The sequence below is a fragment of the Dyella halodurans genome (assembly GCF_026283925.1).
Lineage (GTDB): Bacteria > Pseudomonadota > Gammaproteobacteria > Xanthomonadales > Rhodanobacteraceae > Dyella > Dyella halodurans.
On record NZ_JAPDPF010000001.1, the window covers coordinates 460,641 to 486,792 of the forward strand.

At 63.2% G+C, this 26,152-nt stretch carries 21 protein-coding genes; 11 read left to right on the top strand and 10 right to left on the bottom strand.

Translation table 11 applies throughout. The features are described 5' to 3' along the window. The first annotated feature begins 59 nt into the window (after nucleotides 1-59). The 4 genes from yajC to OUZ49_RS02060 all read left to right on the top strand — a co-directional run bounded on the left by yajC (nucleotide 60) and on the right by OUZ49_RS02060 (nucleotide 7,012). Nucleotides 60-401, top strand: a complete 342-nt coding sequence (gene yajC, locus OUZ49_RS02045) for a preprotein translocase subunit YajC (protein WP_266148265.1) — start codon at nucleotides 60-62, stop codon at nucleotides 399-401. A 93-nt stretch (nucleotides 402-494) separates the two neighbouring features. Next, on the top strand, nucleotides 495-2,366 hold the full coding sequence (gene secD / locus OUZ49_RS02050; RefSeq protein WP_266148266.1) for a protein translocase subunit SecD: 1,872 nt from the start codon (nucleotides 495-497) through the stop codon (nucleotides 2,364-2,366). Between the two features lie 16 nt (nucleotides 2,367-2,382). Then, a complete protein-coding gene (gene secF, locus OUZ49_RS02055) occupies nucleotides 2,383-3,339 on the top strand; it encodes a protein translocase subunit SecF (protein ID WP_266148267.1) in 957 nt (318 codons plus the stop codon). A gap of 757 nt (nucleotides 3,340-4,096) precedes the next feature. After that, a complete protein-coding gene (locus OUZ49_RS02060) occupies nucleotides 4,097-7,012 on the top strand; it encodes a TonB-dependent receptor plug domain-containing protein (RefSeq protein WP_266148268.1) in 2,916 nt (971 codons plus the stop codon). A gap of 106 nt (nucleotides 7,013-7,118) precedes the next feature. On the opposite strand, the gene OUZ49_RS02065 is transcribed toward OUZ49_RS02060, so the two are convergent. The 6 genes from OUZ49_RS02065 to OUZ49_RS02090 all read right to left on the bottom strand — a co-directional run bounded on the left by OUZ49_RS02065 (nucleotide 7,119) and on the right by OUZ49_RS02090 (nucleotide 13,488). Beyond that, nucleotides 7,119-8,201, bottom strand: a complete 1,083-nt coding sequence (locus OUZ49_RS02065) for a radical SAM protein (protein ID WP_266148269.1) — start codon at nucleotides 8,199-8,201, stop codon at nucleotides 7,119-7,121. 441 nt (nucleotides 8,202-8,642) lie between these two features. Beyond that, nucleotides 8,643-9,758 carry a sterol desaturase family protein gene (locus OUZ49_RS02070; protein ID WP_266148270.1) on the bottom strand — a complete coding sequence of 372 codons (1,116 nt, stop codon included), beginning with the start codon at nucleotides 9,756-9,758 and terminating at the stop codon, nucleotides 8,643-8,645. Between the two features lie 173 nt (nucleotides 9,759-9,931). After that, a complete protein-coding gene (gene murU / locus OUZ49_RS02075) occupies nucleotides 9,932-10,606 on the bottom strand; it encodes an N-acetylmuramate alpha-1-phosphate uridylyltransferase MurU (protein ID WP_266148271.1) in 675 nt (224 codons plus the stop codon). Further along, nucleotides 10,603-11,616 carry an aminoglycoside phosphotransferase family protein gene (locus tag OUZ49_RS02080; protein ID WP_266148272.1) on the bottom strand — a complete coding sequence of 338 codons (1,014 nt, stop codon included), beginning with the start codon at nucleotides 11,614-11,616 and terminating at the stop codon, nucleotides 10,603-10,605. Before OUZ49_RS02080 ends, murU begins: the two co-directional genes overlap by 4 nt. Before the next feature lie 203 nt (nucleotides 11,617-11,819). Next, nucleotides 11,820-13,160, bottom strand: coding sequence for an ammonium transporter (locus OUZ49_RS02085; protein WP_266148273.1), 1,341 nt, complete (start codon nucleotides 13,158-13,160; stop codon nucleotides 11,820-11,822). Next, nucleotides 13,150-13,488: a P-II family nitrogen regulator gene (locus OUZ49_RS02090; protein ID WP_266148633.1), complete on the bottom strand. Its 339-nt coding sequence runs from the start codon at nucleotides 13,486-13,488 to the stop codon at nucleotides 13,150-13,152. Before OUZ49_RS02090 ends, OUZ49_RS02085 begins: the two co-directional genes overlap by 11 nt. Nucleotides 13,489-13,827: 339 nt before the next feature. Between OUZ49_RS02090 and OUZ49_RS02095 the strand changes: the two genes are divergently transcribed. From OUZ49_RS02095 to OUZ49_RS02120, 6 genes are all read left to right on the top strand, one after another. Then, the gene (locus tag OUZ49_RS02095; RefSeq protein ID WP_266148274.1) at nucleotides 13,828-14,262 is read left to right on the top strand and encodes an SUF system Fe-S cluster assembly regulator; all 435 of its coding nucleotides are present in this window, start codon (nucleotides 13,828-13,830) and stop codon (nucleotides 14,260-14,262) included. Nucleotides 14,263-14,305: 43 nt separating this feature from the next. Further along, the gene (gene sufB / locus OUZ49_RS02100; protein ID WP_266148275.1) at nucleotides 14,306-15,784 is read left to right on the top strand and encodes a Fe-S cluster assembly protein SufB; all 1,479 of its coding nucleotides are present in this window, start codon (nucleotides 14,306-14,308) and stop codon (nucleotides 15,782-15,784) included. Then, on the top strand, nucleotides 15,781-16,419 hold the full coding sequence (locus tag OUZ49_RS02105) for a class I SAM-dependent methyltransferase (protein ID WP_266148276.1): 639 nt from the start codon (nucleotides 15,781-15,783) through the stop codon (nucleotides 16,417-16,419). The genes sufB and OUZ49_RS02105 overlap by 4 nt, the downstream gene beginning before the upstream one ends. A gap of 18 nt (nucleotides 16,420-16,437) precedes the next feature. Further along, nucleotides 16,438-17,208 (top strand): Fe-S cluster assembly ATPase SufC, encoded by a 771-nt coding sequence (gene sufC, locus OUZ49_RS02110; RefSeq protein WP_266148278.1) that lies wholly within the window; start codon nucleotides 16,438-16,440, stop codon nucleotides 17,206-17,208. After that, the gene (gene sufD / locus OUZ49_RS02115; RefSeq protein WP_266148279.1) at nucleotides 17,205-18,524 is read left to right on the top strand and encodes a Fe-S cluster assembly protein SufD; all 1,320 of its coding nucleotides are present in this window, start codon (nucleotides 17,205-17,207) and stop codon (nucleotides 18,522-18,524) included. The genes sufC and sufD overlap by 4 nt, the downstream gene beginning before the upstream one ends. 62 nt (nucleotides 18,525-18,586) lie before the next feature. Continuing rightward, nucleotides 18,587-19,834 (top strand): cysteine desulfurase, encoded by a 1,248-nt coding sequence (locus OUZ49_RS02120; protein ID WP_266148280.1) that lies wholly within the window; start codon nucleotides 18,587-18,589, stop codon nucleotides 19,832-19,834. 79 nt (nucleotides 19,835-19,913) lie between these two features. Here the strand turns inward: OUZ49_RS02120 and OUZ49_RS02125 are convergent, their stop codons facing one another. After that, entirely contained in the window at nucleotides 19,914-20,234 is a 321-nt protein-coding gene (locus OUZ49_RS02125) for a putative hemolysin (RefSeq protein WP_266148281.1), read from the bottom strand. 165 nt (nucleotides 20,235-20,399) lie between these two features. Between OUZ49_RS02125 and OUZ49_RS02130 the strand changes: the two genes are divergently transcribed. Beyond that, nucleotides 20,400-21,791, top strand: a complete 1,392-nt coding sequence (locus OUZ49_RS02130) for a pyridoxal phosphate-dependent decarboxylase family protein (RefSeq protein WP_266148282.1) — start codon at nucleotides 20,400-20,402, stop codon at nucleotides 21,789-21,791. 62 nt (nucleotides 21,792-21,853) lie between these two features. Here the strand turns inward: OUZ49_RS02130 and OUZ49_RS02135 are convergent, their stop codons facing one another. The 3 genes from OUZ49_RS02135 to OUZ49_RS02145 all read right to left on the bottom strand — a co-directional run bounded on the left by OUZ49_RS02135 (nucleotide 21,854) and on the right by OUZ49_RS02145 (nucleotide 26,050). Continuing rightward, the gene (locus OUZ49_RS02135) at nucleotides 21,854-23,890 is read right to left on the bottom strand and encodes a M13 family metallopeptidase (protein ID WP_266148283.1); all 2,037 of its coding nucleotides are present in this window, start codon (nucleotides 23,888-23,890) and stop codon (nucleotides 21,854-21,856) included. Between the two features lie 113 nt (nucleotides 23,891-24,003). Further along, on the bottom strand, nucleotides 24,004-25,470 hold the full coding sequence (locus OUZ49_RS02140; RefSeq protein ID WP_266148284.1) for a sensor histidine kinase: 1,467 nt from the start codon (nucleotides 25,468-25,470) through the stop codon (nucleotides 24,004-24,006). Continuing rightward, nucleotides 25,373-26,050 (bottom strand): winged helix-turn-helix domain-containing protein, encoded by a 678-nt coding sequence (locus OUZ49_RS02145; protein WP_266148285.1) that lies wholly within the window; start codon nucleotides 26,048-26,050, stop codon nucleotides 25,373-25,375. Before OUZ49_RS02145 ends, OUZ49_RS02140 begins: the two co-directional genes overlap by 98 nt. Nucleotides 26,051-26,152: the final 102 nt, after the last annotated feature.

Genomic DNA, 26,152 nt, shown 5'->3' on the forward strand with positions numbered 1-26,152 from the left:
ATCTTTTATCGGGTGCTGGCAGAAATCCCTGTTGGTACCACTACTTGCGAGACAAGCTGATGAATCTTCCGATGTCCTTCGTGATCGCTCAGGCGGCTCCGGCTGCCGGTGCCGCTCCGGCCGCGAATCCGCTGATGACGTTCCTGCCGCTGATTCTGTTGTTCGTGGTCTTCTATTTCCTGATGATCCGTCCGCAGATGAAGCGCCAGAAGGAACACCGCAACATGGTGTCGGCGCTGTCCAAGGGTGACGAAGTGGTCACCAATGGCGGCATTGCCGGCCGCGTGGATGAGGTGGGTGAGAGCTTCATCACGGTCGAAATCGCCCCGAATGTGAAGATCAAGCTGCAGAAGGGCGCCGTACAACAGGTGCTGCCCAAGGGCACGCTGAAGTCGTCCTGAGGGACGACGGCCGGGGCGGAGGGGCGCCGGCCACAACATGACGCATAGCTACCGCCGCGGCCCTTCGTGCCGCGGCTTTGACGGATTCAAGGCATGAGTGATTTTCCACGCTGGAAATATGCGCTGGTCGCCATCGTATTGGTGCTCGGTATTGTTTATGCGCTGCCGAACGCGTTCCTGCCGGTGCCTGCCGTGCAGATCACGGCGAACCGCAACGGCACGGTCGACCAGGCGCTCGAGCAGAAGGTCAGCGATGCCCTGAAGCAGCAGAACATCGCCACCACGGGTGTCGAGATCAAGGGCGACCACCTGCTGGCGAGCTTCGTCAATGCCGACGTGCAGCGCGCCGGCGCTGACGTCATCAAGGCGGCCTTGGGCGACGACTTCACAGTCGCGTTCAACCTCAAGTCCACCGTGCCGGGCTGGCTTACCGCGATCGGCGCCAAGCCGATGCCGCTGGGCCTGGACCTGCAGGGCGGCGTGCACTTCCTGATGCAGGTCGATCAGAACGACGTGATCGACAAGCAGGAAACCCGCTACGCCGATGACATTCGCAGCCTGCTGCGCGAGAAGAACATCCGTTACGAGTCGGTGACCCGCAATGCCGTGCGCGGCCAGGGCGTGTCCATCGTGCTGAAGTCCGCCGAGGACCGCACGGCCGCCACCAACGCCATCGCGGCCGAATACCCCGACCTCACCCTGCAGGACGGCCTGGCCACCGGCGACCGCTTCGTGCTTAACGCCGTGGTGCGTCCGGACAAGTTGCGCGAACTGTCGCTCAACACCATCCGCCAGAACCTGGGCACCTTGCGCAACCGTATCAATGCGCTGGGCGTGTCCGAGCCGATCATTCAGCAGCAGGGCGACAGCCGCATCGTGGTCGAGTTGGCCGGCGTGCAGGACACCGCCGAGGCCAAGAAGCTGATCGGCGCCACCGCCACGCTGGAATACCGCGCCGGTTACGGCACGCCGCAACAGGCCATCGACGCCGTGCGCAGCGGCATCATTCCGCCGGACGCGCGTCTTTACAAGAATCGCGAGGGTCAGCCTTACCTGCTGAGCAAGAACGTCATCGTCACCGGCGACCAGTTGGCGGATGCCTCGTCCTCGTTCGACCAGACGAGCGGCACGCCGGCAGTGTCGGTGACGCTGAACGCGGCCGGCGCCAAGAAGATGCTGGACTTCACCACCGGCAACGTCGGCAAGCCGATGGGCGTGGTGTATGTGGAGCGCGTGGTCGACACCAAGATCGTCGATGGCAAGGAAGTGCGCACGCCGAAGATCACCGAAGAGGTGATCAACTACGCCACCATCCAGGGCGTGTTCGGCAAGAACTTCCAGACCACCGGCCTGCGCAGCCCCAAGGAAGCCTCCGAGCTGGCCTTGCTGCTGAAGGGCGGCTCGCTGGCCGCTCCGGTCGATATCATCGAAGAGCAAGTGATTGGCGCCAGCCTCGGCCAGGAAAACATCCAGAAGGGCTTCCGGGCCGTGATGATCGGTCTGGCCCTGGTGCTGCTGGCCGCCGCGATCTACTACAAGCTGTTCGGCCTGGTGGCCGATATAGCGCTGTTCTTCAACCTGGTGATCCTGGTGGCGGTGATGTCCGCCGTCGGTGTCACGCTGACCATGCCGGGCGTCGCCGGTATCGTGTTGACGCTGGGTATGGCCATCGATGCGAACGTGCTGATCTGCGAACGCATACGAGAAGAGTTGCGCAACGGCTCTACGCCGCATGCGGCCATCCGCGCCGGTTACGACAAGGCGTGGGCGACCATTCTCGACGCCAACGTCACCCACCTTATCGCGGCGCTGGCCTTGACCACGATGGGCTCGGGCCCGATCAAGGGCTTCGGTGTGACCCTGCTGATCGGTATCCTGACCTCGATGTTCACCTCGGTCACCGTGACGCACGCCATCACCGCGCTTATCCACGGCCACCGCAAGCTCAAGACGCTGTCGGTCTGAAGAGGAACGAACACAGATGGAAATCTTCAACCACAACAGCAATATCAACTTCCTCGGCATGCGGAAGTTCAGCGTCGGCATCGCCCTGCTGCTGATCCTTGCCTCCATTGGACTCATCGTGGGGAAGGGCCTCAACTACGGCCTCGACTTCACGGGCGGTGTCGCGCTGGTGGTCGATTACCAGCAACCGGTGGTCACGACGGACGTACAGGCGGCGCTGGACAAGGCCGGCATCGAGCACTCGCTGGTCGCCAGCCTGGGCGGTACGCGCGAGGTCTCGATCCGCTTTCAGCCGACGGCGGCGATGAAGGACGAGGCCGGCAAGGTCAACCTGGACAAGGTGGCCGCGGTGACCACGGCCGCCTTGCAGGCGACGCGTGCGGATGCCGTGGTGAAGAGTCGAAACTATGTCAGCTCGCAGGTAGGTGACGAGCTGCGCAGCGACGGCATCGTCGCGGCGATCGTGGTGGTGCTCGGCATCGGCGTCTATCTGGGCATCCGCTTCGAGTGGCGTTTCGCCGTGGCCGCGATCCTCACCGAGTTCCATGATGCGCTGATCACCGTGGGCGTGTTCGCCCTGGTGCAGCGCGAATTCGACCTCACCGTGCTTGCCTCGGTACTGGCGGTGATCGGTTACTCCATCAACGACAAGGTGGTGGTATTCGACCGCGTGCGCGAACTGTTCCGTTCCTCGCGCAAGGCCGAGCCGGAGGAGATCCTCAATCGCTCGATCAATAACACGCTGTCGCGAACCATCATCACCGCGCTGTTCACGGCCATCACCATGGCCGCGCTGTACTTCATCGGTGGTCCGGTGGTGCACGGCTTCGCCATCACCATGCTGATCGGCATCCTGGTCGGCACGCTGTCGTCGATCTTCGTCGCCAGCCCGATCCTGTTGTGGCTCGGCGTGTCCAAGCAGGACCTGATGCCGAAGACCAAGGAAAACCCGGAACTCGCGCGCCGCCCATAAGCGCCACGCGACTCTGTTGAAGCAAACGGCCCGGGTTTCCCGGGCCGTTTTTTTTGACCGGCGCCCGTTTGGGCATCCATTCGGTTCGCATGAACGCAGGGCATTGCCGTTGGCAGCCGGCTGGTGCGCACGTGCGCGAAGCGGCCACGTTCGCCAGGCTTACTTTTGCAGCCGGGATTACGCCACACCCTCTATGGGCTTCGCCTGATGCTCTAGGTGATGGCGCTTTGTTCTACTCCCATCCGCTCGCGTTGCGTTCTCGTTCCTGAGCAATGCTTGCCGGGCACCCTCAAATTCACCGACGTATCGGTGACTCTTTGGCCCCCTCCATGGGGGCCTTCTTTTGCCTCGTCCCACGTTGCGCTTGTCGACCCGGTTAGCAGGGGCGCGAGTCGTCACGCCTTTGGTTTCTTCGTCTGTAAGCGAACACGAAGTCACCACGTCCGCAGAAACCGCCGTGCGCCTAAGGCACATCGCGTAGTCGTAGGCGTTTGCCGAATAGCGCGTGCGCATGCAGCGTGGCCTTAATTTTCCGCCCAAGAATCGTAAGAAATCACTTTATGGTCTTCCCCGTTCCTGCGTGACGTCCTGGGAGACGACTGCCCGGCAGTCGAGGGACGCGACGTCCACACAGGTTTCCTGGCCAGGGAGTGCTGGGCATCCAGCCCATCCGGCCAGTCATAGCGCGGCCGACGCATCTGAAGGTCGGCCTCGCTTTCTTGCCCAGGACTTTGGGCTGCTACGGGGAGAGAGAGTGATGAGATATCGGACGTTGAGTCGCGGCGGTGAGTTGCGACGCTCTGCGCTGGTAAGCGCGATTTTCCTTAGCCTGTCTGGTGCGGCGTTCGCACAGGACAGTGGAAGTCAGACCAATCCAGAACATGCCAAGAGGCTGGAAACAGTCACGGTCACCGGTTCGCGCATCCCGCGCGTGGACGTGGAAACCTCCCAGCCGGTGGTGGTTATAGACCGCACGCAAATCGATAATCAGGGCTTCACTTCGGTCGCCGACATCTTGCAGAACCTGACCGAAGTCGGTTCGCCGCCGATCAGCCGCGCCAGTGCGCTTTCTTCGGGCGAAGATGTGGGCGGGTATTACGTCGACCTGCGAAACCTTGGGCCTGAGCGCACCCTGATCCTGGTCAATGGCAAGCGCTTGGGGGCCAATACGACCGGTCTGCAGGATCTCGGTCAGATTCCCGTGTCGAGCATCGAACGCATTGAGGTGCTGAAGGACGGCGCCTCATCGATCTATGGCTCAGATGCCATCGCGGGCGTGGTGAACGTGATCACCCGTAGCAACTTCACCGGTGCCGAAGCCAAGGCCTACGTGGGCGAGTATGAGCAGGGCGACGGCAAGAAGCAGAGCTATGATTTTACGTTGGGTACTGCCAACGAGCGCGGATCGATCATGGTGAGCGCGCAATATCAGAAGGAAGACCCGGTGTGGGCCAAGGACCGCGAATTCAGTGCCTTCCCGTCTGGGCCGAATCATCCGGGGCCGACCGATGGCTGGAGTGCTATCAGCCAGTACGGCTACATCGTTAACGCGCCATGCGGTCCTTACAACCCGACGACCAAGAGCTACCCGAACTGCACGCTGACGCCGGGTAGCGACCCCCGCAAGTTCGCCAACTACCACTCGTTGACGCTGGACGAGTACGCCAACAGTAATCAGCAGATGATGTTGCAAACAGGCCTGGAGAAAACCTCGCTGTTCGTCGCCGGCAAATACAACCTCGGCGACAACATCGCGTTCAAGACGGACTTCCTCTACAACAAACGCATCACTTTGCAGCAGATTGCTGGCTATCCGTATCAGTCCCGAGCGTTCGATACCCCGTTGTCAGGAGACAGTTATTTCAATCCGTTGGGCAAGGACCTCAACTTTGGCCGACGCGGCTGGGAAGTGCCTCGCACCACCGACAGCGAGCTGGAAACCTATCGCTGGACGGCGGGCTTCGAGGGCTATTTCGATCTGGGTGGTCGCACCTGGAACTGGGACGTCGGTGCGATGACGAACCGCAACAACATGCTCAAGACGAATCACGGCGACTTTAACCTCGTCGCCGCCGAAAATGCGCTGGGTCCATCTTTTCTTGGCGCCGACGGCAAAGTGCATTGTGGCAAGCCCGGCGTGGGTAACGAGATCATTGGCTGTGTGCCCTGGAATCCACTATTGCCATACGGCCAGGCAGGCGCAGGCTCACTGGCGAATGCAGACCTTCAAGCTTTTCTGTTCCCCGAGTATCACGACACTGGCAAGACCACGACGGTCGACTATTCAGCCAACATGGCGGGCACCCTGTTTTCACTGCCGGCCGGTGACTTGGGTCTCGCTGCGGGCGTGGAGCATCGCGAAGAGGAGGGCCGCTTCGTGCCCGACGCCTTCAGGCAGGCCGGACTGAGTTCGGGTTTACCTGCAACCACGACCTCGGGCAAATATCGTGTCAATGAGGCTTACCTGGAGCTGGACGCGCCTCTCCTGAGGGACATGACGATGGCTCGCGAGCTGTCCGTCAATATCGCCACGCGCTATTCCGACTACGACAATTTCGGCAGTACTACCAACAGCAAGTTTGGATTCAAGTGGAAGCCGTTCGATGAACTGCTGGTCCGTGGCAGCTGGGCGCAGGGCTTCCGCGCTCCGACGATCTCGGATCTGTATGGCGGCACCGGCGGCAGTTTCTCGTACTACACCGATCCCTGCGATGCCAAGCGTGGTTCGGCGGCGGGCAACGCGCCGGTGGCTGCACGTTGCGGCGCTGGTTTCGGTGGCCAGCCGGCGCTGGCTGCGAATTTCCGGCAGCTGGGTCAGGGTGGCGTGCTATGTACGACGTATCCCTGTCAGACGGGTTACCAGTTCACCAACGGCTCCAACGCCAACCTGACACCCGAAACGGCCACTACTCGCACGCTAGGCCTGATCTACAACCCCCATTACGTGGAAGGTCTCGATGTCTCCTTGGACTGGTACAAGATTGACATCAAGAACGTCATCGCCACGGACTCGGTGCAGAACATCCTGGACGATTGCTATTCCGGCGGCATCGCCTCGCGTTGCACCGGTTTTCATCGCGATCCGTCCACCGGCGTCATTACCAGTATGTACTACGGCTTGACCAACAAGGGCTGGCAGAAAACCGAAGGTTACGATTTCGGCGTGAACTACCGCTTCTCCATTGCGTCGGTGGGTCAGTTCGCCGCGCGATGGAACACTACTTATATCGATTACCTGGACATCAAGGCGGACGACAATCCGGCGACCAAGGTGCAGCCGTTCAATGGCATCGCCAATAGCGCAGGCGTCAATTTCCGTGTGCGCTCCAATTTGACCCTCGACTGGACGCGCGGAATTTTCGGCGCCACTTGGACGATGCGCTACTACTCTGGTCTGGCGGAAAAGTGCTCGTACATGACCGAGTGCAACGATCCCAACCACGTCGATGCTTTTAACGGCGCTCAGCCGATGCGCCACGTTGCCACCACTACGTTCAATGATGTGCAGTTTCGCTGGAACATGCCGTGGAAGGGCATTATCTCGGTGGGCGCGAACAACGTGTTCGATAAGCAGGGCCCCATCTTGTATACGAAACCGGCTAGCTCGTTCGCGTACTACGGGGGCTTCGATATTGGCCGCTTCTACTATCTGAAGTACACACAGCGATTTTAACTAGGAAACAGCATCCGTCGCGTGTCTCGAGTGCACGCGACGGATTTGTTCGCTTAGCTCGAGACTCGGGGGCCGTCCTCTGTTCGCACTGCAAGGGAGAGCTTGGTCACGGATGATCAGGCTTCAATTCGCTTTTCGACGATGCGCGGAATTCGGCGCTTCGCTTGGTGAGAGCGTTGGCGCTCATGCTTGGCAACTCCTCGTTCGCCAGCGCCCACAGGGATGTCGCGACGCCGCGCTGGAAAAGTGAGCTGACGGCCGAGCGGAAGTCGCCCCGGCCCAGCGCCTGGGCCGAGTCGGCCAGGGCCATGGCACCGTGCATCAGCACGCTGGCGTGCCGGTAGCACGACATCATGCAGGCGTTGCAGGGTTCGCGCTGATCGGGGAAGCGGTCGAGGTCGAAGACCGAACCCATGGGCTCGGACCAGGCCTCGCAGCGCCAGATATCGAGGTTCCAGTCGAGATAGAAATACTTGCTGCCGCCCACGCAGGGAATCAGTTGCTGTTCGCCGCGCACGAAGCGGGCGACCTCGGCGAGCGCGGCTTTCGGATCCATCACGCGGAAACGCTTTTTCATGCGCGCGATTTGCTCCAGCGCGTCGAGAATTTCTTCCGCGCTGAGGTCGACTAGCGTCGAGGTTTCATCGTAGACGAGCGAGGAGGAGCCGAACGCCTCGCGCCTTGGGTAGGAAAACGAGACGGAATCGAAGCCAAGCCGCGTGAGTGTCTCCGGCAACGCCTCGTAATTGACCAGGCGGCTCACGGTGACCGAGGCGCACACCGGGATGCCGAAGCTGCGCGCCCGCGCAATGCCGTCGGCAATGCGCGCCTCGAGGCCCTGCAGGCCGCGGTTGTGCTCGTGCTCGCCCATGTTGGCGCTATCGATCGACACCAGCAGGCGCTTGAGACCCGCGGCGGCCAGCTGCTCGATGTGCCGGGAAAGGAACCAGCCGTTGGTGATCAGGCCGCATTGCATGCCGGCCTTGGTGGCCGAGGCGACCAGCGATTCGATTTGCGGGTGGACCAGCGGCTCACCACCCTGGAGCGTCATGTAGCGAATCCGGCGCTTGCGCAGGATCGGCAGCGCCCGCTCAAAATCGTCTGGCGCCAGATAGCGTCGCGGCCCAGCCAGCTTCTTGTCGCGCGAGAATCCACAGAAGTCGCAGGCGGCGTTGCATACGTTCGTCACCGAAACGTCGCAGACCGCGGGCAAGGCATTGGGGGGAGGAGGTGCACCACGGTCGGCAGTCCGAGGATCATGCTCTGCCGCGTTCCGCACTTTTGTATCCATGGAAACCCCGTTGGTCTGGCCACGCGTTCTGCCCGAACAAGGGGGCACGTACGCTTCACGGTGATGCTGGATTGCGTCCATGCCGCTGGCGGCTGTTCGGCCTGAGTCGATGCGTGGCCAGCGGCAAGGGGCATGCTAGGGCCATTGCTACATGCGAAATGTGAAGGTCAGGTGTAGGTGGCGGCGAGTGCAGGCTTGCCCGAGCCGACTTGCAACGCCAGCCACAATGCCGCCAGCGCGAACTCATCGCGCTGGTTCGATGCAGCGACATGTTGTGATGCCCCTGTCCCCACTAAGTGAACTTTCTCAGGGGAAAACAGGACTGCGGGTGATACGGGCTCAGGCCGTTTCGGCGCGTTCGCGGACCGTCGTGCTCGTGCTGTCCGCTTCGTGCGGTGCGTGGGCCGGCTGCAGCACGTGATGTCCCAGTGCGTGCAGGTCGAGCTGGTCGACCGGGATTGGCCGGTAGTCGGGGCCGAAGGCCACTTCGCCGAGTTTCCAGCCGGCCGGACGGAGCACGGCACCCCAGAAGCGCTTGATCGCATTCCAGTGCAGGCCGATAAGGTTGTGGTTGTTGTCGTCGTCGACCATCGGGTCGCCCACGCCGGTGGGGCGCGGCGGTTCACCGTACAGCGCCGTGCCGAACAGCACGTCCCAGATCGAGAGCACCTGGCCGAAGTTGCAGTTGTGCAGCTTCGGCCGGGTCGGGTCGACCAGCATGTGGTGCAGGCGATGGAACTTGGGCGCCACGAAGATGCGATCGAAGACCGGACCGAAGCCCAGGCGCACATTGGTATGCGAGAGGTTCTGCACCAGTTCGCCCACCAGCACCAGCCAGGCGAACTGTTCCGGCTCCACGCCAATCACGATGCCGACGACGGCGAGGATCATCGATTGCAGGAAGCCGTCGATCGGGCTGCCGCGGTCATTGGTCCAGCAGCTCATCTGGCGCGTGCTGTGATGCATGCTGTGCAGCGCCCACCACCAGGGCAGCGCGTGCTGCATGCGATGCATCCAGTAGTACACGAAGTCGTAGACGAGGTAGTAGCAGAAGAACAGCAACCACGGATGGTCTTTCAGTGCCGGCACCCAGTGGGTGAGCGCCAGCGGCGAGGCGCTGGGGTCGCTGGGGCCGGTGTCCGCGCCGCCGAAGAAGTTGGCGATCGGCGAAAGCACCAGGTAGCTGAAAACAGGGAAGATGCCGATCAGCATCATCAGCGTGTACTGGAAATCCGCCCGGGTGAGCTTGCGGTCGGTCCATTTTTCCGCGGGAAACACGCTTTCCAGCGGGCGGAAGATGAAGCCGATGATGCAAAGCTGGAGCGTGGCGACCAGCAGCGCGCCCGAGATGTCGTTCGCATTGCCGGCGAGGTCTTGCAGATGCAGGAACTGCAGCACGGGGAGCACGACATGGCTGGCAAACCAGCTAACCAAGTGGGACCACAGTTCGGACATCGTTCAAACACCTTGCGCGGGAGCGGGCGGGGCAGGCAGGCGGGAGTCTTTCGCGTGACCGACGGAGGCTGACGGTCGCGCCGCTCCGGCGCTCTACTGTACCGGGTGGTTTAGGATACCGGCGGCGGCCGCTGGCATCCAGCCGGCAGGATTTTGCGTCGCCGACCTTTAGCTCAGCTGGCGCGTAGTCGCGTGTCCAGTTCCGCCAACTGGGCCGGGTTGCCCAGGTTGCGCCAGAACCCATCGTAGCGCTCGCCGCCAAGCTGGCCTGCGCCCATGGCCTGCTGGTAAAGCGGCAGCAGCTTGAAGCGACCGGGCGCGTGCCCGTGCAGGAATTCCGGCCGATACACGCCAATGTTGCCGAAGGTGAGCCGCTCGCCCGCGCCGTCCTCGCCCAGAAGGCCATCCCGGTGCAGCACGAAGTCTCCGGACGCGTGCCAGTCGGGGTTCGGCACCATCACCAGATGCGCGAGACCCGCGGGTTGCAGGGGCAGGGCGCCATAGTCGTAGTCGCTGTAGATGTCGGCGCTGAGGGCGATGAAGGGCTCGGGGCCCAGCAGGCTCAGCGCATTGAGCATGCCGCCGCCGGTTTCCAGCGGCGTCGGTCCTTCGTACGCGTAGCGGATACGCAGGCCCCAGCGCGAGCCATCGCCCAGCGTGTCGGGAAACTGTTCGGCCAGGTGCGAGGTGTTGATCACCACGTAATGCACGTCGATGGCGGCGAGCTTTTCCAGATGCCACTCGATCAGCGGTTTGCCGCCAACCGGCAGTAGCGGCTTGGGCGTGTGATCGGTGAGCGGGCGCATGCGCTCGCCCAGGCCGGCCGCAAAGATCAGTGCGTGCCTCATGCGGCGGCCACCTGGGTCAGGTCGCGGCCTTGCACATGACGTTCAAGCAAGGCGACGAAATTGGCCAGCTCCGGATAGCTGCGCGCCACCGACACCACGTAGTGATAAACCGTCGGCACGTCAGCCAGGTAGCCAGGCTTGCCGTCGCGATACCACAGCCGATAGAACTGTCCGAGGACGCGGATATGGCGATGCAGGCCGGTGAGATCGAACCAGCGCAGGAAGCGTTGGCTGTCGACGTCGTTGGCGATCATGCCGGCAGCCAGCAGACGCAAGCGGTAGGACTCCACCCAGCCTTCGACTCTGGCGCGCGGCCAGGTGATGTAGGCATCGCGCAACAAGGACGCGAGGTCATACGTGATCGGGCCGGCCAAGGCGCCCTGGAAGTCGATGATGCCCGGGTTGTTGTCGTCGACGATCAGCAGGTTGCGGCTGTGGAAGTCGCGATGCACGAAGCAGCGGGGCTGTTGCAGCGCATTGCGGATCACCACGTCGAACGCGGCTTCCAGCACATCCCACTCGTCGCACTCCGGCGTGTGGCCGAGATGGCGGCCGAGAAACCACTCCGGCATCACTTCCAGTCCGCGCACCAGCAGGGCATGGTCGAACGGTGGCAGGTCGCTGTAGTCCATGCGCGACTGCATGTGCAGCAGCGCATCCATGGCATCGCCGTAGAGCCGGTCTGCACTATCTTCGTTCAATGCCGGCAGGTACAGGCGCGTGCCGAGATCCTCGATCAGCAGGAAGCCCTGCTCCAGGTCATGCGCATGCACGGCCGGTACGTGCAGGCCGGCGGCGGCGAGGCGCGCGTTCATGGCCAGCCACGGGCGCGGATCTTCCTGCGCCGGCGGCGAGTCCATCACGATCCAGCTGGTGCCTGCATGGTGCGTGCGCCAATAGCTGCGGAAGCTGGCGTCGGCGGAGGCGGGCTCGAGGGTGAGTGAGGCGTCGCCGAGGGTGGAGCGGGTCCAGGCCAGGCGGGCGGCGGCGCGATCGGGGGCGGTGGTCATGGTGTGCTGCTAGTGGTGATGCCGCGCAGCTTAATGGGTGCTACGCCTTAACTGTAGGAGCGCACCCTGTGCGCGATCACGGCATGGCCGCTCCGTTGGTTTTTCGCGCACAGGGTGCGCTCCTACATTTGGTTGGTTGGCGGATGGTCGCTAGATTGGCCCCTCACCCCAGCCCTCTCCCCGAAGGGGAGAGGGAGCAGGGATCAGGAGAGGTTGTAGGCCTTCTCTTCGTGCAGCGCCAAATCCAGGCCGATCTGTTCCTGCTCTTCATCCACACGCAGGCCCAGCGTCCAGTCGATCAGCTTGAGGATGAGCAAGCTGAGTACCGCGCTCCATGCCACCGTAAAACCCACGCCCTTGGCCTGAATCCACAGCTGTCCCCATAACGATTCCACCGTGCCGAAGCCGCCGAGCTTGGGCGAGGCCAGCGGGCCGGTGAGCAGGGCGCCGACGATGCCGGCCACGGCGTGCACGCCGAACACGTCGAGCGAGTCGTCGTAGCCGAGCTTGTGCTTGAGCCGCGTGGCGGTGAAGAAGCAGATGACGCCCGCCAGCAGTCCCAGCACCAGGGCGCCGCCCGGACCCGCGGTGCCAGCAGCCGGCGTCATCGCGACCAGGCCGGCGACGGCACCCGAGACAATGCCCAGCACGCTGGGGCGGCCATGCGCGATCCACTCGGCACCCAGCCAGCCGAGCGCGGCGGCGGCCGTGGCGATCTGCGTCGCCAGCATGGCCATGCCGGCGCTGCCGTTGGCCGCCACCGCCGAACCGGCATTGAAGCCGAACCAGCCCAGCCACAGCAGGCTGGCTCCCATCACGGTATAGCCGAGGTTATGCGGCGGCATTGGCACATGCGGATAGCCGCGACGCTTGCCGATCACCAGGCAGGCGATCAGGCCGGCGATACCGGCATTGATATGCACCACCGTGCCGCCGGCAAAATCGAGCACGCCCAGGTCGCCCAACAGCGAGCCGGGGCCGCTCCACACCATGTGTGCCACCGGCAGATAGACGATGGTGAGCCACAGTCCGCTGAACCACAGCAGCGCGCTGAACTTCATGCGTTCGGCGAAGGCGCCGATGATCAGGGCCGGCGTGATGATCGCGAAGGTCAGCTGGAACATCACGAACACGCTTTCCGGCACGGTCTGGTAGCGCGAATCCGGCTTGAGCCCGGCGAGGAAGATGCGGTCCAGCCCGCCGATGAAGGAATGCAGGTTGCTGACGCCGGCCTGCATGCCCTCCGTGCTGAAGGCGAGCGAATAGCCGTAAAGCATCCACAGTACCGACACCAGGGCGGTGATGGCAAAGCATTGCATCAGGATCGACAGCAGATTCTTGGCGCGCACCATGCCGCCGTAGAACAGCGCCAGCCCGGGGATGGTCATCAACAGCACGAGGGCGGTGGCGGTCAGCATCCAGGCGGTGTCGCCGCTGTCGATACGCGTGGGGGCGGCTGCCTGTGCCCACGCGGGTGAAGAAGCGGCGAGGGTGATCAGGCCAAGCGTCAGGCGCCGCTTCAAAGCTTTTCCATCAAAGCGCATCGACGTCGACCTCCTGGGTGCGAATGCGGATGGCCTGTTCCAGGTCGCTGACGAAGATCTTGCCGTCGCCGATCTTGCCGGTGCGGGCGGCGCCGCTGATCGCCTCGACGGCGCGTTCGAGCTGTTCGTCGGAGACCGCCACCTCAAGCTTGAGCTTGGGCAGGAAATCCACCACGTATTCCGCTCCGCGATACAGCTCGGTATGCCCGTGCTGTCGGCCAAACCCCTTGACCTCCGTGACGGTCATGCCCGTCACTCCCGCCTCGGTCAACGCCTGGCGCACATCGTCCAGCGTGAACGGTTTGATGATGGCCGTTATCCACTTCATCCCCAGAGCTCCCCATGACGTTGCTATGTGGCGGTGCAGCACGATGCGTGCCATGAGGGATTTGGGGCTGTGGGAGCCGTCACCGCCTCCCGTTCCGTCATTCCCGCGAAAGCGGGAATCCAGCGCCTTCAGTGACTTGCAGAGGCACTGGATCCCCGCTTTCGCGGGGATGACGGTGAGGGGGTGTTTGCGCCGCGTAAAAAGGGCGGCCATCGTTGCCCGAAAACAGGGCAGGTCTATAAGTCATCGCCCGCTTTTGGTGCAGCGCCACGGTTTGACTGGCAAGTCGTTAATCAGTACCATTTTGGTCCCGATTCACGCAGTCCTGGCCGCTTCCCCATGCTTCGCGTCAGCCGCCTCACCGACTACGCCACGGTGGTGATGACCTGCATCGCCGCCCATCCTGACGACGTGCTCAGCACGGCGCAGATCGCCGATGAGACGCGCCTGGAGCTGCCCACCGTAAGCAAGCTGCTGAAGCTGCTGGGGCATGCCGGGCTGGTCGAATCCTTCCGCGGCGTCAACGGCGGTTACCGGCTGGCGCGACCGGCCGGCGAAATCACCCTGGCGCAGATCGTCGAAGCGCTGGAAGGCCCCCTCGGCATGACCGAATGCAGCGTGGCCGTCGGTCAGTGCGACCGCGAATCGCTATGCGGCGTGCGCAGCAACTGGCAGCACGTGAACAGCGTCGTGGATAACGCCCTGCGCGCCGTCAGCCTCTCCGACATGCTCAAACCACCTAGTCGTCGTATCGACGCGAACCTGATCGGCTGACCCCGATCGTCCCTCGACCGCCCACGACGACACGAAGATGACCATGACCACCGAAACCTCCGAACGCAGCGACACCTCCACCACGCTTCGCGACAACGCGGAAGTTGCCGAGGCGCTGGGCCGTCGCTACGAGGCCGGCTTCGTCACCGACATCGAAACCGACAGCCTGCCGCCGGGCCTGTCCGAAGACATCATCCGCCAGCTGTCCGCGCTCAAGCAGGAGCCGGAGTGGATGACCGAGTGGCGCCTCAAGGCGTACCGCCACTGGCTCACCATGCCGACGCCGGACTGGGCCAAGCTCAATCTCAGTCCGATCGACTATCAGGCCATCAGCTACTACGCCGCGCCCAAGCAGGGCCCGAAGTCGCTGGACGAAGTCGATCCGAAGCTGCTGGAAACCTACGAAAAGCTCGGCGTGCCCTTGCACGAACGGGCCAAGCTCGCTGGCGTGGCGGTGGATGCGGTGTTCGACTCGGTCTCCGTGGGCACCACCTTCCGCAAGGAGCTGGCCGAGGCTGGCGTGATCTTCTGCTCGATGAGCGAAGCGATTCGCGAGCACGGCGACCTGGTGCAGAAGTATCTGGGCAGCGTGGTGCCGACCGGCGACAACTATTTCGCCGCCTTGAATTCGGCCGTGTTCTCCGATGGCTCGTTCGTGTTCATTCCCAAGGGCGTGCGCTGCCCGATGGAGCTAAGCACCTACTTCCGCATCAATGCGATCAATACCGGACAGTTCGAGCGCACCCTGATCGTGGCGGAAGAGGGCGCCTATGTGTCCTACCTCGAAGGCTGCACCGCGCCGATGCGCGACGAGAACCAGCTGCACGCCGCCGTGGTGGAACTGGTCGCGCTCGAAAAAGCGCAGATCAAGTATTCGACGGTGCAGAACTGGTATCCGGGCGACGAGAACGGCGTTGGCGGCATCTACAACTTCGTGACCAAGCGCGGCGATTGCCGCGGCGACGACTCCAAGATCTCCTGGACCCAGGTGGAAACCGGTTCGGCGATTACCTGGAAGTACCCCAGCTGCGTGCTGCGCGGCGACCGTTCGGTCGGCGAGTTCTACTCGGTGGCGCTCACCCATCATCATCAGCAGGCCGATACCGGCACCAAGATGATCCATATCGGCAAGGGCACCAAGTCCAAGATCGTCTCCAAGGGCATCAGCGCTGGCCGCAGCAGCAACAGCTATCGTGGCCTGGTGAAGGTGGAGAAGGGCGCCGAAGGCGCACGCAACTACACCCAGTGCGATTCGTTGCTGATCGGCAAGAAATGCGGCGCGCACACCTTCCCGTATATGGAAGTGAAGAACCCCACGGCCATCGTCGAGCACGAGGCCACCACTTCCAAGATTTCCGACGACCAGTTGTTCTATTGCCGCAGTCGCGGCATCGGCGAGGAAGATGCCGTGTCGATGATCGTCGACGGCTTCTGCAAGCAGGTGTTCCGCGAACTGCCGATGGAATTCGCGGTGGAAGCGAAGAAGCTGCTGGAAGTGTCGCTGGAAGGCGCGGTGGGATGAGTACGTCGCTGCAAACGCACTGGGACACGGTGTACCGCGAGAAAGGCGAGGAGCAGACCAGCTGGTTTCGCCCGCGTCTGGACGCCTCCCTGCAGCTGATCGATGCGCTGGATCTTCCGCGCGATCAAGCCGTGCTGGATGTCGGCGGCGGTCGTTCCACCCTGGTTGACGACCTGCTGCAGCGCGGCTTTGTCGATGTCAGCGTGCTTGACCTTTCCGCCGTCGCGATGGCCGAGGCGAAGCAGCGGCTGGGTACACAGGCGGCATCGGTACGCTGGATCGCGGGTGACGTGACTGCGGTCGAGTTGCCCGCTGCCCGTTACGCACTCTGGCATGACCGGGCGGTTTTCCATTTTCTCACCGAGGCGGCCGAGCAGTCGCGCTACGTCGATGCGGCGGCGCGCGCGGTGAAGCCTGGTGGCCATCTGGTGGTTGGTACCTTTGCCACCGATGGTCCGGAGCGTTGCAGCGGCATGCTGGTCGCTCGTTACGACGCGATCACGTTGGCGGCCGCCTTCGCACCGGCATTCACGCAAGTTACCCATGGGCGCGACGTGCATCGCACGCCGTCGGGCCACGAGCAAGCCTTCACCTATGTGGTGCTGCGGCGTCAACACGACGGCGCGAGCACCTGACATGAGCGAGTACGAAACATGCTGAAGATCGAAAACCTGCACGCCCGCGTCGAGGGCAAGGACATCCTCAAGGGACTCACGCTGACCGTGAACCCGGGCGAGGTACACGCGATCATGGGGCCGAACGGCGCCGGCAAGTCCACCCTGGGAAACGTGCTGTCGGGCCGCGACGGTTACGAAGTGACCGCGGGCTCGGTGAGCTTCAATGGCATCGACCTGCTCGCGCTGGAACCTGAAGAACGTGCCGCTGCCGGCGTGTTCCTGGCGTTCCAGTATCCGGTGGAAATTCCCGGCGTGAACAACACCTATTTCCTGCGTGCCGCCCTCAATGCGCAGCGCAAGCGGCGCGGCGAGAAGGAACTGGATTCCATGCAGTTCCTCAAGCTGGTGCGCGAGAAGCTGAAGATCATGCAGATCTCCGACGAACTACTGCACCGCGCGGTGAATGAAGGTTTCTCCGGCGGCGAGAAGAAGCGCAACGAGATCTTCCAGATGGCCGTGCTGGAGCCGCAGCTGGCGATCCTCGACGAGACCGATTCGGGCCTGGATATCGATGCCCTCAAGCAGGTCGCGCAGGGCGTGAACGCGTTGCGTTCGACCGAGCGTGGCTTCCTGCTGATCACGCATTACCAGCGCCTGCTCGACTATATCGAGCCGGACTTCGTCCACGTGCTGGCCGATGGCCGCATCGTGGAGAGCGGTGACAAGACGCTGGCGCTCAAGCTGGAAGAGCATGGCTACGCCTGGGTCACCGACAAGGATCCCGCGCTGACGGGAGCGTCCGCATGAGCGAGCCGCAACGCATGCCTTTCGTCGAGTCGCTGCTGGAAGCGGCGGCGCAGGCACGCTTGCCCGGCAGCAACATCGGCTGGCTGGATGCGGCGCGTCGCGAGAATCTCGAAGCCTTTGCCGCGGCCGGCTTGCCGGACACGCGGATGGAGGCCTGGAAATACACCGCGTTGCGTGCCTTGGGCCAGCGACGGTTTGCGCCAGGCGACGCACAGGCCTCCTCGCGCGACGTCGACGCGGCTGCGCTTGCGCTGCCCGGCGTGGATGGGCCGGCCCTGGTCTTCGTCAATGGCGTATTCCGTGCGGACCTTTCCCGCCTCGAGACCCTTCCGGCCGGGCTGAACCTGCGGCCGCTCTCGCAGGCCCTGCAGGGCGACGCAGAGCCACTGCGCTTCGCGCTGTCGCGGCATTACCGCGAAGGTGGCGATGTGTTCGCGCGCCTCAACGCGGCCCTGGCCGGCGATGGCGTGGTGCTGCAAGTGGCGGCTGGCGTGAAGATCGCGCAACCCGTCCAGCTGGTGTTTGTTGGTGCGCCCGCCGAAGGTGACCTGGCCTGGCACGTCAGGCATGTCATCGAACTAGGCGAAGGAGCCGAGCTTGCCGTGGTCGAACATCACTTGGCGACCGCTGCCCATCAGCACCTGGGTACCCAGGTCATGGATATCGTGCTGCGCAAGGGTGCGCAGTTGCGCCATGTGACGCTGCAGGATGCCGCCGAGGGCAGCACCCTGGTGCGCCACAACAGCGTGCAATTGGATGCGCAGGCGCAGGCCATGCTTTACGTGCTGGAGTTGGGTGGCTCGCTGGTTCGGCATGATCTTCATGCGACGCTGGCGGGCGATCAGTCCCGCCTGGATACGCGTGGCGTATTCGTGCTGCAGGGGCGTCAGCATATCGATACGCAGATGGCGATCCGTCATCAGGCGCTCAACACGGCGTCGGAGTCGGTATGGCGTGGCGTGGCCGACGGGCGTTCGCGTGGCGTGATCCGCGGTGCGATCGTGGTCGCCCAGGGAGCCGACGGCAGCGATGCCAGCCTTAGCAGCAAAAATCTGTTGCTCTCCGGCCAGGCCGAGATCGATACCAAGCCTGAGCTGGAAATCTACGCGGACGAGGTGAAAGCGGCGCATGGCGCTACTGTCGGCCAGCTCGACGAGCGTTCGCTGTTCTACCTGCGCTCGCGTGGCATTCCGCTGACCGAGGCGCGCTCGATGCTGACGGCGGCGTTCTGCCGGGCGGTGTTCGACTCGCTGCCCGATGAAAATCTGCGCGAGCACCTTTATCAGCAGCTGATGGCGCACCTGCCGTCCGCTTGAGTCACACCTCCGGCATGCGGTGATGTTGGCATCACCGCGAGCGACAAGGCGAAACGACCACGATGAACGCACAGTCCAAACATCTCCCTACGGTTTTCGATGTGCAGCGCATCCGCGCGGACTTCCCCTTGTTGTCGCGCACCGTGCACGACAAGCCGCTGATCTATTTCGACAACGCCAATACCAGCCAGAAGCCGGTAAGCGTGATCGAGGCGGTAAACACCCACTATCGTGAGCACAACGCCAACGTGTCGCGTGCCGTGCATCTGCTGGGCGAAGAAGCGACGGCGGCCTATGAGGGCGCGCGCGACAAGCTGGCGCGCTTCATCAATGCCACCTCGCGCAACGAGCTGGTGCTCACCTCGGGCACCACGCAGTCGATGAACCTGGTCGCCTATAGCTATGCACTGCCCCGGCTGAAGGCCGGTGACGCGATTCTCACCACGGTGATGGAGCATCACGCCAATATCGTGCCCTGGCAGCTGGTGGCCCAGCGCAGCGGTGCGACGGTGAAGCCGGCGCCCATCAATGAGCGTGGCGAGCTGATCGTCGAGAAGTACATGGAGATGCTGACGCCTGACGTGAAACTGGCTTGCGTCACGCATGTATCGAACGTGTTGGGTACGGTCAACCCGGTGCGCGAGATCGCCAGGGAATGCCGCAAGCGCGGCATCCCGCTGCTGGTGGATGGCTCGCAGGCCGTGCCGCATCGTCCGGTGGACGTGCAGGCGCTGGGTTGTGATTTCTACGCGTTTACCGGCCACAAGATGCTGTCGCCCACCGGCACCGGCGCGTTGTGGGCGCGCAAGGAACATCTCGAAGCCATGCCGCCATTCTTCGGCGGTGGCGAGATGATCCGCGAAGTGCGCTTCGATGGCACCACTTTTGCCGAGCCGCCGCACAAGTTCGAGGCCGGCACACCGAATATTGCCGGCTTCGTGGGCCTGGGCGCGGCCATCGACTATTACGAGTCGATCGGCTTCGAGGCGATTCATGCCTGGGAGCAGCAGCTGCTTGCCTACGCCACCGAGCGACTGCGCGAGATTCCCGGCCTGCGCCTGTTCGGCGAGGCAAAGGAGAAGGAGCCGGTCATTTCGTTCCTGATCGAAGGCGCGCAGGCAACGGACATGGCCACCCTGCTCGACCTGCAAGGCGTGGCCGTACGCTCCGGTCATCACTGCGCCCATCCCTTGATGCAGTTTTACGGCGTGCCCGCCACGCTGCGCGCGTCACTCGCGTTCTACAACACGCGCGAAGAGATCGACGCGTTCGTCACCGCGTTGCTGAAGGTGCGCAAGCTGTTGATGTAAAGCCCTGTCGCACGCGGACCGTTGGAGCGGCCTGATGGCCGCTTTCGACCAAGGCGTTTACGCGGCGACAAAGTATCGCTCAGGGTCGTGCAGGGCTCGATGCGGTGGCTGGCTGAGGCGGGGCGATGCATTGGTGGTCACGAAACAGCGCCCATTCTTCGCATTCGCGGCCGTCGGGAAACAGGCAGACGCCGTAGAGATTGCCCGCTGTATCGCGACGCAGGTTCACCCGCCCGCCCTGTTCGGTGCAATTGACCGAGGCTGGATTGGGTATGCCGATGCGTGGCCTGGGTGCTGTGCTGGCGATGCCGGGGGTGGGTGTCGCGGCCGGTGGCGGTGCCTGCGGTGAGTTGCAGGCGGCGAGGGCGAGCATGAGTGCTGCAGCTATGGAGGACTTCATGTGCACTCCCGGGGAGCCGAGTCATTCCGTGGCGCGGCCTTCATGCGAGCGGCGATGAACGCGGCCACCATGAAAGCCTGATGACGTCCAGGCCAGATATACCGTGTCGAATGTCGGCAGCATGTGTGCGGCGACGACGACAACCCAACCGCCCAGGGAGGTTCGATGTACCACCGTCTTGAGGATGATCTCGCGAGCTTCGATGCCATTCTTGATCAGGCACGTAGCATGGCCGGCGCCTATCTGGAGACGCTTGATCAGCGTCCTGCGGCCGCCACGCTTCCGCCTGATTTGCCGGCTATCGACCTGCCGGTGCGCGGCGAGGGCGCCTCTGCCGTGCTGCAACGCTTCGAGCGTGATTACGCGGCGTTGCTGTCGGGCAGCCCTGGGCCGCGTTATTTCGGCTTCGTCACGGGTGGCGGTACGCCGGCGTCGTTGGCGGCCGACTGGTTGGTAAGCACCTACGACCAGAACACCCAACGCAATGGCGATACCTGTGCTTCGACCATCGAGCTGCAGGCGGTCGACATGCTGCGCCAGTTGCTGGGTTGGCCCGCCGCATGGACGGGCGCCTGCGTGACGGGGGCGACCATGGCGAACTATGTGGGCATGGCGCTCGCCCGACAGTGGGTGGGTCATCACTATGACCGCGACATTGCCGCGGATGGCGTGCAGGGATTGCCGGCCATTCCCGTGTTTGCCGGCAGTGCACACTCCAGCACGCTGAAGGCATTGAGCATGGCCGGCCTTGGCCGCAATGCCGTGCACACGTTGCCGCCCTTGCCGGGGCGCGAAGCCTTCGACGTAAGCGTGCTTGAACAGCGGCTGCGCGAGCGTGGCGACCAGCCGAGCATCGTGGTGGCCAGCGCCGGCACGGTGAATACGGTGGATTTCGATGATCTGGCGGCGATCGCCAGGCTCAAGCAGCGCCATCGCTTCTGGCTGCATGTGGATGCTGCCTTCGGTGGCGTGGCCGGAGCCTCCGAGCCGCGTCGTGCCTTGATGGCTGGCATCGAGGCGGCGGATTCCGTGACGGTCGATGCACACAAGTGGCTCAATGTCCCGTACGACTGTGCCGTGGCCTACACCGCGCATTTGCCTTTGCAGGTCGAAGTATTCCAGAACCACTCCGCCTACCTGCCAGCACCGGAGCCGTTGCCCGATCACTTTCTTCATCTGACGCCGGAGAACTCGCGGCGCTTCCGCGCGCTGCCGCTGTGGATGGGCCTGCTGGCGTATGGTCGCGAGGGTTATGCGGACGTGGTGGAGCGCAATTGCGAGGCTGCGCTCTATCTGAGTGAGTTGATTGCCGCCGATACGCGGTTCCGCTTGGCGGCGCCGGTGCGGCTCAATGTGGTTTGCTTCGCGCCGGTGGGTGCTGACGCACAAGCCGTTGCGGCCTTGCAGAGGGCGATGCACCGGGATGGCACCGCTTATCTGTCTCCCTCGGTACTGCATGGCGAGCCGATACTGCGCGCAGCGATCTGCAACTGGCGGACGACCAAGCACGACATCGATCTCGCCTTCGCCGCCTTGCAGCGGCTGGTGTCCCGATAAAAAGAAAGCGCTGCGATCGAGTCGCGGCGCTTTGGTTTACTGCAACAGCAACGCAGACGCCGTTACCAGATCTTCACCTGCTTGTCGCCGGAGCGGACCATCTTGTCGCCGGCCTTGCACTGGAACGCCTGGGCGAACGCGGGCATGTTGGACGGTGCGCCGATGGCACGGAACTGCGACGGCGCGTGCGGATCGGTATTGAGCAGGGTCAGCTGCGCTTCCGGCCGGATATTGCCACGCCATACGCGACCCCAGTTCAGGAAGAAGCGCTGTTCCTGCGTGTAGCCGTCGATCTTCTTCTTCGCTTCGGCGGGGTTCTTCGCCAGCGCCATCTGCAGCGCATCATAGGAAGCGTTGAGGCCGCCCAGGTCGCCGATGTTCTCGCCCATGGTCAACTTGCCGTTGACGAACTTGCCGGGCAAGGCCTCATAGCTGTCGAACTGCGCGGCGAGCCGGTCGGTGCGCTCGTTGAACGCGGCGCGGTCGGCGTCGGTCCACCAGTTCACATTGTTGCCCTGGGCGTCGAACTTGCTGCCCTGGTCGTCGTAACCGTGGCCCATTTCGTGGCCGATGACGGCGCCGATGCCGCCGTAGTTGAGCGCATCGTCCACCTTCGCGTCGAAGAACGGCGGCTGCAGGATCGCCGCCGGGAACACGATCTCGTTCTTTTGCGCGTTGTAGTACGCGTTCACCGTCTGTGGCGTCATGCCCCATTCGGTGCGGTCCACCGGCTTGCCGATCTTCGCCACCATGTAGTCGTAGTTGAATTTCTCCGCGGCCTCGACGTTGGCGAAGTAGTTGCCCTGCTGGATCTGCAGGCCGGACCAGTCGCGCCACTTGTCGGGGTAGCCGATCTTGGGCGTGAACGTGGCCCACTTCTCCAGCGCCTTCTGCTTGGTGGCATCGCTCATCCACTCCAGCTTCTCGATGCGCGCCTTGTAGGCGGCGCGCAGATTGTTGACCAGTTCCTGCGCGCGCTGCTTCGATTCCGGCGAGAACGTCTGCGCGACGTAGAGCTGGCCCAGCGCCATGCCCATGCCGCCTTCGACGGTGTCGAGCGTGCGCTTCCAGCGCGACTTCATTTCCTTCTGGCCGTTGAGGGTCTGCGCGTTGAAGGCGAAGTCTTCCTGCTGGAACGGCGTGGACAGGTACGGTGCGGCGTTGTCGATGGCATGGAAGCGCAGATAGGCCTGCCAGTCGGCGACAGATACATCGCCCAGCATCTTGTCGAACTCGGCGAAGAACTTCGGCTGCGACAGCGAGAAGCCGCTAGCGACATCGGCGTTCTGCGCCTTGAAGAAGGCCGCCCAATCGAAATGCGGCGTGACCTTGTCCGCGTCGGCGATGCTGACGTAGTGGTAACGATTCTCCGGCTGGCGCAGTTCGGTGGGCACCAGGGAGGCAGCCGCCAGGCGAGTCTCCAGCGCCATCACGACCTTGGCCTGCTTCTGCGCGTCGTCGCTGCTGACCCCGGTCAGCTCGAGCGTGCGTGCGATGTGTGCGACATAAGCCGTGCGGATCTTCTCGAAGTCGGGCTTGCTGTAGTAATCGGCGGTCGGCAGCCCCAGGCCGCCCTGGCCGGCGTAGGCGATCTGCTTGCTGGAATCCTTGAAGTCCGGGTTGCCGTAGAAGCGGAATGCCACCGGGTTGCCCTGGGCGTAGCTGTCGCGGATATAAGCGGCGATATCGCTGCTGTTCTTAAGGCCGGCAATGCGTGCCAGCTCCGGCTTGATCGGCTCGAAGCCAGCCTTCTCGATGGCGGCCTCGTCCATGCCGGACGCATACAGGTAGCCGATCTTCTGTTCGATCGAGCCCGGCGTGGCCTGGGCGGCATCCTTGGCGGCCTTCTCGACGATGGCGTGCTGGGCGTTGAGGCTGGCCTCACGCAGCGCATCGAACGAGCCCCAGCGCGTGCGGTCGGCGGGGATCGGGTTGGCGGCGAGCCATTTCGCATTGACGAAGCCGTTGAAGTCGTTGCACACGTCCTTGGCGCTATCCAGCTCCTTGATGTCGAAGCCGCCCGACGGTGCAGCCCATACGCCGCTACAGAAGGCCATGCCAACGGCGAGCGCCAGCGGTTTCACCATGCGATTCTTCATGCTCTCTCCCATTTCAAAACGGTGCCGAGATGGCCGGACCCCTCCATAAGGGGCGGCTTCAGCGCTATTCCTCAGGCTAGATAACGCCGTGCCTGATGGCACAGTGTCGAAGGTCATGCACGGTGAAGGGCGGGTGCTTGTTCCGATGCCGGGAAAACCAGCTCGACCAGGAGCCCCGGAGCTGCGTCGCCCAAGGCCAGGCGTATGCCATGCAGGTCGGCAACGGCGGCGACCAGGGCAAGGCCAAGGCCACTGCCGGGTGTGGCGCGGCTGCTGTCCAGGCGTACGAAGCGCCGCAGTACCCGGCTACGTGCTTCGGCTGGAATCCCGTGCCCAGAGTCCCTCACGCGCCCCACCATGCCGTCCGCCGTAGCGAGGAGATCGAGTTGGATGCGCGAACCGGCGGGTGTGTGATGGAGCGCGTTCTCGATCAGGTTTGCCAGCACTTGCGTCAGTAGGGCACGGTCACCGTGCACATGCAGGTCAGGCTGAATAGTCGCGTCGAAATGCTGACCTAGATCTTCGGCGACGGGGCGATAGGTTTCTGCGATGGTTTCGAAGACGGCGGACAAAGCCACGGTTTCGAAGTCCGATCGGCGATGCCGCGATTCGACACTGGCAATGCGAAGGATCGCGCGAAAAATCGACAACAGATGATCGATCTCGGCGATCGATTGTTGCATGCCTTCTCTCAGTTGCACCTCGTCATCGCGGCGCTCCAGGCAGACCTCCAAGCGCTGGCGCATACGCGTCAAGGGCGTGCGCAGATCATGGGCGACATCGTTGGAAACTTGCCGCATGCCATCCATCAGCCCGCGTGTGCGGCGGAGCATCCGGTTCAGCCGAGTCGCCAGCCGGTCGAACTCGTCTCCGTTGTCGGAGCTGGAAATAATCAGGGTCGACTCTTCTTCCAGTGCTTGTTCTGCCATGGCGCCCAGCTTGTCGATTCGGCGGAGATAGAGCAGGCCGCCGATGCCGCCAATCAGCAGTACCAGCAGGATGGCCGGTATGCCGATCACCAGAAAGCGCCCAATCATCAGCTCACTGAGTTCGACCACACTGCGGTTGTCGCTACCGGCGATGACCCAGCGTCCGTCGGTCAGGCGAGCCGCATAGAGGTTCACGCTATCCGCATCGCTGTTGTCTTCACCGAGCGCGCCTTGCAAAGTCACGGTGTGCCAGCCCACGCTGGACGGCCGGTAGCTGAGGTTGCCCGCGATACTTCGCCCCGAGGCGTCGGTGAGCAGGTAGTACCTGGGTCCTAACGGCATGACCGCGATGCGTTGATTGATCTGCTCTCGCAGCGTGCCATCCGAGCCCGCCTGGAGCAGGCTGGCCATCTCGGTGTTGATCTCGGCGCGCAATTGGGCCTCGGCATAGTCGCTTACGACCCACCAGGCGCTACCCAACAGTGCGACCAGTACCAACGCGAACAGCAGCGCCTGGATCAGCGCGGTGCGAAATGCCGCCGTTTTCCACAAACTAGTCCGAAACACGGAGGCAATATCCCGCACCGCGTACGGTGTGCAGCAGTTCCTGATGAAAGCCCCGGTCGATCTTCGCTCGGAGGCGGCTGACATGCGTCTCGATCACGCTGGTCTGGGGATCGAAATGAAACTCCCAGACGTGCTCCAGCAACATGTTGCGTGTCACCACGCGACCGCTGTGGGCCATCAGATATTCCAGCAGGCGAAACTCGCGCGGCTGCAGGTCGATCAGCTTGTTGCCACGCCGAACCTCGTGCGACACCCGGTTCAGTTCCAGATCCGCCACGCGCAGGAGCGTGGCCTTGTCGAGCGCATGGGAGCGACGTGACAGCGCGGCAAAGCGGGCACGCAGCTCGATCATCGCAAACGGCTTGGCGAGATAGTCATCGGCACCGGCTTCCAGGCCTTCGACGCGTGCATCCACTTCGCCGAGTGCGGACACCATCAAGACGGGGACTTCGTGCCCGGCGTTGCGCAGTTCGCGCACCATCGACAAGCCGTCGAGCTTGGGAAGCATGCGATCGACGATGAGCAGGTCGTATGCGTCGCGCGCGGCCATGGTCAGGCCAGTGTAGCCATCCATCGCGTTGTCGATGAGGGTGGCATTGGCACGCAGTCCGGCGGTGATGTTCGAGGCGGTCTCTCGATCATCTTCCACAATCAGAATTCTCATGAAGGGTGTTCCGGGTTCGATTGGCTGCAGCAGTTTCTGTGAGTTGGTTGGCTATGCGGAGCTTCCTTACGGATCGGTAAGTTCCCCGCATCCAATTGGTCA

Bases quoted from the DNA above. Each gene is read 5' to 3' on its own strand.
- yajC (WP_266148265.1), top strand. From the start codon at position 60: ATGAATCTTCCGATGTCCTTCGTGATCGCTCAGGCGGCTCCGGCTGCC.
- secD (WP_266148266.1), top strand. From the start codon at position 495: ATGAGTGATTTTCCACGCTGGAAATATGCGCTGGTCGCCATCGTATTG.
- secF (WP_266148267.1), top strand. From the start codon at position 2,383: ATGGAAATCTTCAACCACAACAGCAATATCAACTTCCTCGGCATGCGG.
- OUZ49_RS02060 (WP_266148268.1), top strand. From the start codon at position 4,097: ATGAGATATCGGACGTTGAGTCGCGGCGGTGAGTTGCGACGCTCTGCG.
- OUZ49_RS02070 (WP_266148270.1), bottom strand. From the start codon at position 9,758: ATGTCCGAACTGTGGTCCCACTTGGTTAGCTGGTTTGCCAGCCATGTC.
- murU (WP_266148271.1), bottom strand. From the start codon at position 10,606: ATGAGGCACGCACTGATCTTTGCGGCCGGCCTGGGCGAGCGCATGCGC.
- OUZ49_RS02080 (WP_266148272.1), bottom strand. From the start codon at position 11,616: ATGACCACCGCCCCCGATCGCGCCGCCGCCCGCCTGGCCTGGACCCGC.
- OUZ49_RS02085 (WP_266148273.1), bottom strand. From the start codon at position 13,160: ATGCGCTTTGATGGAAAAGCTTTGAAGCGGCGCCTGACGCTTGGCCTG.
- OUZ49_RS02090 (WP_266148633.1), bottom strand. From the start codon at position 13,488: ATGAAGTGGATAACGGCCATCATCAAACCGTTCACGCTGGACGATGTG.
- OUZ49_RS02095 (WP_266148274.1), top strand. From the start codon at position 13,828: ATGCTTCGCGTCAGCCGCCTCACCGACTACGCCACGGTGGTGATGACC.
- sufB (WP_266148275.1), top strand. From the start codon at position 14,306: ATGACCACCGAAACCTCCGAACGCAGCGACACCTCCACCACGCTTCGC.
- OUZ49_RS02105 (WP_266148276.1), top strand. From the start codon at position 15,781: ATGAGTACGTCGCTGCAAACGCACTGGGACACGGTGTACCGCGAGAAA.
- sufC (WP_266148278.1), top strand. From the start codon at position 16,438: ATGCTGAAGATCGAAAACCTGCACGCCCGCGTCGAGGGCAAGGACATC.
- sufD (WP_266148279.1), top strand. From the start codon at position 17,205: ATGAGCGAGCCGCAACGCATGCCTTTCGTCGAGTCGCTGCTGGAAGCG.
- OUZ49_RS02120 (WP_266148280.1), top strand. From the start codon at position 18,587: ATGAACGCACAGTCCAAACATCTCCCTACGGTTTTCGATGTGCAGCGC.
- OUZ49_RS02125 (WP_266148281.1), bottom strand. From the start codon at position 20,234: ATGAAGTCCTCCATAGCTGCAGCACTCATGCTCGCCCTCGCCGCCTGC.
- OUZ49_RS02130 (WP_266148282.1), top strand. From the start codon at position 20,400: ATGTACCACCGTCTTGAGGATGATCTCGCGAGCTTCGATGCCATTCTT.
- OUZ49_RS02135 (WP_266148283.1), bottom strand. From the start codon at position 23,890: ATGAAGAATCGCATGGTGAAACCGCTGGCGCTCGCCGTTGGCATGGCC.
- OUZ49_RS02140 (WP_266148284.1), bottom strand. From the start codon at position 25,470: ATGTCAGCCGCCTCCGAGCGAAGATCGACCGGGGCTTTCATCAGGAAC.
- OUZ49_RS02145 (WP_266148285.1), bottom strand. From the start codon at position 26,050: ATGAGAATTCTGATTGTGGAAGATGATCGAGAGACCGCCTCGAACATC.